Source organism: Pseudacidovorax intermedius (genome assembly GCF_001476815.1).
In the GTDB taxonomy this organism is placed as follows: Bacteria; Pseudomonadota; Gammaproteobacteria; order Burkholderiales; family Burkholderiaceae_C; genus Xenophilus; species Xenophilus intermedius_A.
The window spans coordinates 67,473-74,447 of sequence record NZ_LDSL01000070.1; the positions used below are offsets into that span (position 1 = coordinate 67,473).

9 protein-coding genes are annotated in these 6,975 nt (G+C 69.8%); 5 read left to right on the forward strand and 4 right to left on the reverse strand.

Annotated features, from left to right (window positions below; all coding sequences use genetic code 11):
• Positions 1-92 precede the first annotated feature (92 nt).
• Together NS331_RS12285 and gpmA are read right to left on the reverse strand one after the other, a co-directional pair.
• A complete protein-coding gene (locus NS331_RS12285) occupies positions 93-1,535 on the reverse strand; it encodes a S41 family peptidase (RefSeq protein WP_058642273.1) in 1,443 nt (480 codons plus the stop codon).
• A gap of 111 nt (positions 1,536-1,646) precedes the next feature.
• Positions 1,647-2,390, reverse strand: coding sequence for a 2,3-diphosphoglycerate-dependent phosphoglycerate mutase (gpmA, locus tag NS331_RS12290; RefSeq protein ID WP_058642274.1), 744 nt, complete (start codon positions 2,388-2,390; stop codon positions 1,647-1,649).
• A 71-nt stretch (positions 2,391-2,461) separates the two neighbouring features.
• Here gpmA and NS331_RS12295 point away from each other — a divergent pair, with 71 nt between their 5' ends.
• The 4 genes from NS331_RS12295 to NS331_RS12310 all read left to right on the forward strand — a co-directional run bounded on the left by NS331_RS12295 (position 2,462) and on the right by NS331_RS12310 (position 4,911).
• Complete coding sequence (locus NS331_RS12295; RefSeq protein ID WP_058642275.1) at positions 2,462-2,887, forward strand: rhodanese-like domain-containing protein; 426 nt, start codon at positions 2,462-2,464, stop codon at positions 2,885-2,887.
• 57 nt (positions 2,888-2,944) lie between these two features.
• Entirely contained in the window at positions 2,945-3,205 is a 261-nt protein-coding gene (gene grxC / locus NS331_RS12300) for a glutaredoxin 3 (protein WP_017761772.1), read from the forward strand.
• A gap of 212 nt (positions 3,206-3,417) precedes the next feature.
• Positions 3,418-3,882 (forward strand): protein-export chaperone SecB, encoded by a 465-nt coding sequence (gene secB, locus NS331_RS12305; RefSeq protein ID WP_017761773.1) that lies wholly within the window; start codon positions 3,418-3,420, stop codon positions 3,880-3,882.
• A gap of 33 nt (positions 3,883-3,915) precedes the next feature.
• Positions 3,916-4,911, forward strand: coding sequence for an NAD(P)H-dependent glycerol-3-phosphate dehydrogenase (locus NS331_RS12310; protein ID WP_058642286.1), 996 nt, complete (start codon positions 3,916-3,918; stop codon positions 4,909-4,911).
• A gap of 39 nt (positions 4,912-4,950) precedes the next feature.
• Here the strand turns inward: NS331_RS12310 and NS331_RS12315 are convergent, their stop codons facing one another.
• Both NS331_RS12315 and NS331_RS12320 read right to left on the reverse strand, forming a co-directional pair.
• Complete coding sequence (locus tag NS331_RS12315; RefSeq protein WP_058642287.1) at positions 4,951-5,748, reverse strand: segregation and condensation protein A; 798 nt, start codon at positions 5,746-5,748, stop codon at positions 4,951-4,953.
• Positions 5,749-5,810: 62 nt separating this feature from the next.
• Positions 5,811-6,017: a DUF3460 family protein gene (locus NS331_RS12320; protein ID WP_058642276.1), complete on the reverse strand. Its 207-nt coding sequence runs from the start codon at positions 6,015-6,017 to the stop codon at positions 5,811-5,813.
• Positions 6,018-6,080: 63 nt separating this feature from the next.
• Here NS331_RS12320 and NS331_RS12325 point away from each other — a divergent pair, with 63 nt between their 5' ends.
• Complete coding sequence (locus NS331_RS12325; RefSeq protein WP_193758095.1) at positions 6,081-6,581, forward strand: outer membrane protein assembly factor BamE; 501 nt, start codon at positions 6,081-6,083, stop codon at positions 6,579-6,581.
• The last annotated feature ends 394 nt before the right edge of the window (positions 6,582-6,975 follow it).

Consider the following 6,975-nt stretch of genomic DNA (forward strand, 5'->3'; position numbering starts at 1 on the left):
GTCGGGCGCAGGCCGCCGCGGCTGGCACCAAAGACATCGGCCTCCGCGCGGGAGGCCGATGGTCATGGTGAAGGGCCGGGCGGCGCAGCGCCTCAGTTTTCCTTCTTCTCTTCCTTGTTCTCGACGATCACCTGCGTCTTGCTGGCGACCACCGGCTGGCCCTTGAGCTTGTTCAGCGCCTGCATCAGCGGAAAGTCCTTGTCGGTGCCGAACTCGGGGGTGATCCGGGCCTGGGGCGACTTCTTGGTTTCTTCCTCCAGGCGCTTGCGGGCCTCGTCGCGCTGCTTCTCGAGCTCGGGGTCCTTCTTCTCGGGGCCCTGGCCGCTGGACAGGTGCTTCTCGAGATCGGCCTCGCGCATGCGCAGCACGGCGAAGGGGCTGCCCTCGGCCGTGTCGTCCACCAGCACGTTGGGGACGATGCCGCGTGCCTGGATCGAGGTGCCGCTGGGCGTGTAGTAGCGGGCGGTGGTGATCTTGAGGCCGGTATCGGGGCCCAGCGGACGCACCGTCTGCACCGAGCCCTTGCCGAAGGTCTGGCTGCCCATCACCGTGGCGCGCTTGTGGTCCTGCAGGGCGCCGGCCACGATCTCGCTGGCCGAGGCCGAGCCTTCGTTGACCAGCACCACCAGCGGCACCGTCTTGAGGCCGGCCGGCAGGTTGCGCAGCGGATCGCTGCCCGAGCGGCGCTGGTAGTCGGCCGGGATCGCCTTGTAGACCTGCTTGCTCTCGGCCAACTGGCCGTCGGTGGTCACCACCGTCGCGCCCTGCGGCAGGAAGGCCGCCGACACCGCCACCGCCGCGTCGAGCAGGCCGCCGGGGTCGTTGCGCAGGTCGAGTACCAGGCCCTTGAGGTTCGGGTCCTGCTTGTAGATCTCTTCGATCTTCCTGGCGAAGTCGTCGACCGTCCGCTCCTGGAACTGCGACAGGCGGATCCAGGCGTAGCCCGGCTCGATGACCTTGCCGCGCACGGACTGGGTGCGGATCTCCTCGCGGGTGATCGTCACCGGGAAGGTGCGGCTTTCGTCCTTGCGGAAGATGGTCAGCAGCACCTTGGTGCCGGCCTCGCCGCGCATGCGCTTGACGGCCTCGTTCAGCGTCAGGCCCTTGACGGCCGTGTCGTCGATCTTGGTGATCAGGTCGCCCGGCTTGAGGCCGGCGCGGAAGGCGGGCGAGCCCTCGATGGGCGAGACGACCTTGACCAGGCCGTCTTCCTGCGAGATCTCGATGCCCACGCCCACGAAGCGGCCTGAGGTGCCCTCGCGGAATTCCTTGAAGGACTTCTTGTCGAAATACTGGGAATGCGGGTCGAGCCCGGACACCATGCCGGAGATGGCGTCGGAGATCAGTTTCTTCTCGTCGACCGGCTCCACATAGTCGCTCTTGATCATGCCGAACACGGCGGCGAGCTGCTGCAGTTCCTCGAGCGGCAGCGGCGCCAGGGCTCCGCGCGCCATCGTCTGCAGCGAGACGGTGGTCAGCGCGCCGGCGACCGCGCCAGCGGCGACCCAGCCGGTGATCTTCAATTTCTGGCCCATGGGCATCGTCCTTTCAGGAGACCCGATCCGTTCACACATCCAAATCGGCGTTCAATATACGCGGACTTTGGAAGCACAAATGGGCGCTCGGGTTCCATCCGTGTGCGTGAATCAGGCTTTGCCCTGGGAGGCGACCGCGGCGGCGGCCTTTTCGGCTGCGGCCGCGTCGCCCAGGTAGTAGTGGCGCAGCGGCTTGAGGTCGTCGTCCAGCTCGTAGACCAGCGGGATGCCGTTGGGGATGTTCAGGCCCACGATGTCGCTGTCGGAGATGCCGTCCAGGTACTTGACCAGCGCGCGGATGGAGTTGCCATGCGCGGCCACCACCAGCCGGCGGCCGGCGCGGATGGCCGGGGCCATGGATTCGTTCCAGAAGGGCAGCACGCGGGCGACGGTGTCCTTCAGGCATTCGGTCAGCGGCACCTGCTCGGGGTCGAGGCGGGCGTAGCGCAGGTCGCCGCGCTCGCTGCGCGGGTCGGTGGCTTCCAACGCTGGCGGGGGCGTGTCGTAGCTGCGGCGCCAGACCAGCACCTGCTCGTCGCCGTACTGCTTGGCCATGTCGGCCTTGTTCAGGCCCTGCAGGGCGCCGTAGTGGCGCTCGTTCAGGCGCCAGGAATGCACCACCGGCAGCCAGGTGCGGTCCAGCTCGTCCAGCACGTGCCACAGGGTGCGGGTGGCGCGCTTGAGCACGCTGGTGTAGGCGACGTCGAAGTCGTAGCCCTGCTCCTTGAGCAGCCGGCCGGCCTGCTTGGCCTGCGCGATGCCGGTGTCGGTCAGGTCGACGTCGGTCCAGCCGGTGAAGCGGTTCTCGAGGTTCCAGGTCGATTCGCCATGGCGGATCAGCACCAGTTTATGCATGGGGTCCTTACGTGTCGCCGGAGTAAAACCGCCATTCTAAAATTGCCGGTTTGCCATCTCGGAAGCTTCCCGTGAAATTCATCCTCGACAACTGGGCCCTCATCCTTCTCGCACTGACCTCGGGCGGCATGCTGGCCTGGCCGGTGCTGCGCGGCGCGGGCAAGGGCTCGCTCAGCGCCCAGGGGGCGGTGCAGGTCATCAACCGCCAGAAGGGGGTGCTGATCGACGTGCGCGAGCCCGAGGAATTCGCCGCCGGCCATGCCGTGGGCGCGCGCAACGTGCCGCTCGCCGAGCTGGAGCAGAAGCTGCCCGCCGTGGTCAAGAACAAGGCGCTGCCCGTGCTGCTGCTGTGCGCCACCGGCGCCCGCGCCAACCGCGCCGTGGCGACGGCCAAGAAACTCGGCTACGAACAGGCCCAAGCCGTGGCCGGCGGGATGAAATCGTGGAACGAGGCTAACCTGCCCGTCGAGAAGGTGGCCGCCAGGGCCGGTGCCTGAGCGCCCGGCCGCCGCCCTTCGATCCGCCATCCACCGACACGCCCCCCGAGGAATCCCATGCAAGCCGTGAAGATGTACACCACCGCCGTCTGCCCCTACTGCATCCGTGCCAAGCAGGTGCTCAAGGCCAAGGGCGTGGACAGCATCCAGGAGATCCGCGTCGACGCCGACCCGGCCGCGCGCGACGAGATGATGCGGCTGACCCAGCGCCGCACGGTGCCGCAGATCTTCATCGGCGACACCCACGTCGGCGGCTGCGACGACCTGATCGCGCTGGACGGCCGCGGCGGCCTGGTGCCGCTGCTGCAGGGCGCCTGAGCGCCCGCCACGCAAACGCCCCCGCACCGCAGGCCGGGCCGGCCGCCGCCACCGGGCGCCTCGCGCCGGCGCCTGGGGCGCCCGCCGGGCCGGCCGGTTCCGCCCGGCGGAGTGCCCCGGCGGCCCAGGCCATAATCCCGGGCTTTCGCGCCCGCCACCCGCGGGCCACCTCCCTCGCTCGGCTTCCGAGCATCGCCACACACCTGAGCACCATGGCCGACCAACAAGCCGCAGAACCCGTCTTCCAGATCCAGCGCGTCTACCTCAAGGACCTGTCGCTGGAGCAACCCAATTCGCCGGCCATCCTGCTGGAGCAGACCCAGCCCACCGTCGACATCCAGCTGGGCGTCGAGGCGCAGAACGTCGCCGAAGGCATTTTCGAGGTGAGCGTCTCGGCCACCGTGCAGACTAAGATCGACGACCGCACCGTGTTCCTGGTCGAGGCCAAGCAGGCCGGCATCTTCGAGATCCGCAACCTGCCGGAAGACCAGATGGGCCCGATCCTGGGCATCGCCTGCCCGCAGATCGTCTATCCCTACCTGCGCGGCAACGTGGCCGACACCATTCAGCGCGGCGGCTTCCCGCCGGTGCACTTGGCCGAGATCAACTTCCAGGCCATGTACGAGCAGCAGCAGGCCCAGGCCGCCGGCCAGGGCCTGCCGGCCAACGCCCAGTAATTGCCGGCGACGGCGATCCAGGCTGGCACCGCCATGCGCATCTGCGTGCTCGGTGCCGGCGCCTGGGGCACGGCGCTGGCCATCAGCGCCGCAGCGCACCCGGCCGGGCACCGCGTGGTGCTCTGGGGCCGGGACGCCGCCCAGGTCGAGGACATGGCGCGCAGCCGCGCCAATCCGCGCTACCTGGCGGGCGTGGCCTTCCCGCCCTCCCTCCTTCTCCTGTCGGGCGACGCCCGCGTCGCCTGGCGCGATGCCGACCTCGTGGTGCTCGGCACGCCCATGTCCGCCCTGCGCGCCCAACTGGCGGCGCTGGCCGCGGCCGCCTGCGCCGCGCCGGTCGCCTGGCTGTGCAAGGGCGTGGAGCCGGCCAGCGGCTTCTTTCCCCATGAAGTGCAGGCCGAGGCGGCGCCGCAGCTGCGCGCCGGCCTGCTGAGCGGCCCCAGCTTCGCGCTGGAAGTCGCCCAGGCGCAGCCCACGGCCCTGGTGGCGGCAAGTGCCGACGCCGAGGTGCGCGAGCGCCTGGTCGCGGCCTTCCACGGGCCGGCGCTGCGGGTCTACGGCAACGACGACGTCACGGGCGTGGAGGTGGGCGGGGCCGTCAAGAACGTGCTGGCCATCGCCACCGGCCTGGCCGACGGACTGGCGCTGGGCCTCAATGCGCGTGCCGCGCTCATCACCCGCGGGCTGGCGGAGATGACGCGCCTGGGCATCGCCCTGGGCGGCCGGGCCGAGACCTTCATGGGCCTGTCCGGCCTGGGCGACCTGGTGCTCACCGCCACCGGCCACCTGTCGCGCAACCGCCGCGTCGGCCTGCTGCTGGCCGAGGGCCGGACGCTGGACGAGGCGGTGCGCTCGCTCGGCCATGTCGCCGAGGGCGTCAACTGCGCCCGGGCCGTGGTGCAGCGGGCGCGGCAGCTGGGGGTGGAAATGCCGATCGCCGAGGCGGTGGTCGGCCTGCTCGACGGTTGCCTGCAGCCGGCGCAGGCGGTGGCTGCGCTGATGGGCCGCGAGCCGACGCAGGAAGTCTGAGCCAGCGCTGCGTCTCGCGCGTTGCGCAGGACGCCAGCCTCAGCTTGGCGCGTAGGCCAGCCTGACGTAGATTGGCGCGAAGGCCTCGGCCTGGGTGATCTCCACCAGCGTTTCCTTGCCCAGCTCCAGCAGCGCGATGAAGGTGACGACCAGCACCGGCACGCCGCGCGTGGCGTCGAACAGCGCCTCGAACTCCACGAAGCGCCGGCCCTGCAGCTGGCGCAGCACGATGCTCATGTGCTCGCGCACCGACAGCTCCTCGCGCGAGATCTTGTGGTGCTGCACCAGCTTGGCCCGCTTGAGGATGTCGGCCCAGGCCTGGCGCAGGTCGTCCAGGCTGACATCCGGGAAGCGCGGCTTGAGCGACTGCTCGATATAGACCTGCGCCTTCCAGAAGTCCCGCCCGTAGGTGGGCAGGGCGTTGATGGCGGCGGCCTGCATCTTGGCCTGCTCGTACTCCAGCAGGCGGCGCACCAGCTCGGCCCGCGGGTCCTCGGCCTCCTCGCCGTCCGCCGTCTTCTTGGGCGGCAGCAGCATGCGCGACTTGATCTCGATGAGCATCGCCGCCATCAGCAGGTACTCGGCCGCCAGTTCCAGGTTGCGGCTGCGGATCTCGTCCACGTAGGCGAGGTACTGGCGGGTGACGCCCGCCATGGGAATGTCGAGGATGTTGAAGTTCTGCTTGCGGATCAGGTAGAGCAGCAGATCCAGCGGCCCCTCGAAGGCCTCCAGGAAGACCTCCAGCGCATCGGGTGGGATGTAGAGGTCGCTCGGCAGCGCGAACAGCGGCTCGCCGTAGAGGCGGGCCAGCGCCACCTGGTCCACCACCTCGGGCATGGCGGCGACCGCGGGGCGGTCGTCGTCGTCCGCGGTGGCGGCGGGCAGCGCGGAGGCGGTGCTCAATGCGACTTCGTCTGGTAGACGTAGGGCTGCTGCGACACGGCGGCGGCCTCGAACTCGGCCTGCGTCTGGCGGTCGATCTGCTTGTCCCACAGCAGGGCGCGGCCGGCGCGTTGCTCGGCTTCGAGCGTGGGCTTCTGTTCGCGCAGCTTCTCGATGAACTGGGTGGCGTCGGAGGTGTAGTGGGGGCGGCCGAAGATCGACATAGACTGGTGCTGCTTCTTGTGACGGGACGAGGGGCGCGATTTTAACGACGGGGCCACGCACACGTGACGATCACAGGCAGGACCGCGGCGCGCATCGCCGCCGCATTCACCGCGCTGGCCGCCCTGGCCGGCTGCGACCCGCAGCGCATCGACCGGCTGGAAGAGGGCGTGGCGACCGAGGCCGACGTGCGCGCCCAGTTCGGCGAGCCCGAGAACATCTGGGATTCGCCGGCCGGCCGCGTCCTCGAATACAACCGCCAGCCGGCCGGGCGCAAGAACTACATGATCACCATCGGCCCCGACGGCCGGATGAGCGCGCTGCGCCAAGTGCTCACACTCGAGAACTTCGCCCGCGTGCAGCCCGGCATGCCGATGGAGGACCTGCGCAAGCTGCTGGGCAAGCCGGCGCACGTGGCGCGCTACGCGCTCCGGCAGGAGACCGAATGGGAATGGCGCTGGATGCAGCCGCCCAACACGCCCATGGTTTTCACCGCGGTGCTGAACGACCACCAGTCCGTGGTGCGCAGCGGCTCGTCGCAGAATCGCAGCGTCGAGGCACCATGACATGAGCCCACCCCGTCTGGACTTCCTCAATGCGTATGGAAGTCCAATCCCCCTCAAGGGGCGCACCCGGCGGCCGGGCCAAGCCCGTTCCGCGGGTGCACTGGCTTGGCCTGCTCCGCGGCGATTCGACCAGAAGCATGGCGGCCGTTCGGCGCGCCGCGAGCTTGTCCGCCAGCTGATTGAGCCGTTGGCCTCGTCATGCCATGCGGGGGCGCGTCAGCGCCTGGACAACTGAGTTCCACCTGATAGATCTGCGGCGCGCGGGGCGGGCGCCACGCTGCAGCTCAACCCGCTGTCGCGGGCGCTTTCAGTCGTTGCCGCCCGGCAGAACCGCGCCCGCCGCCGCGCCCACTGCCCGCCCACCCACGCGTGCGGTGCCCATGGCCGCATCGGC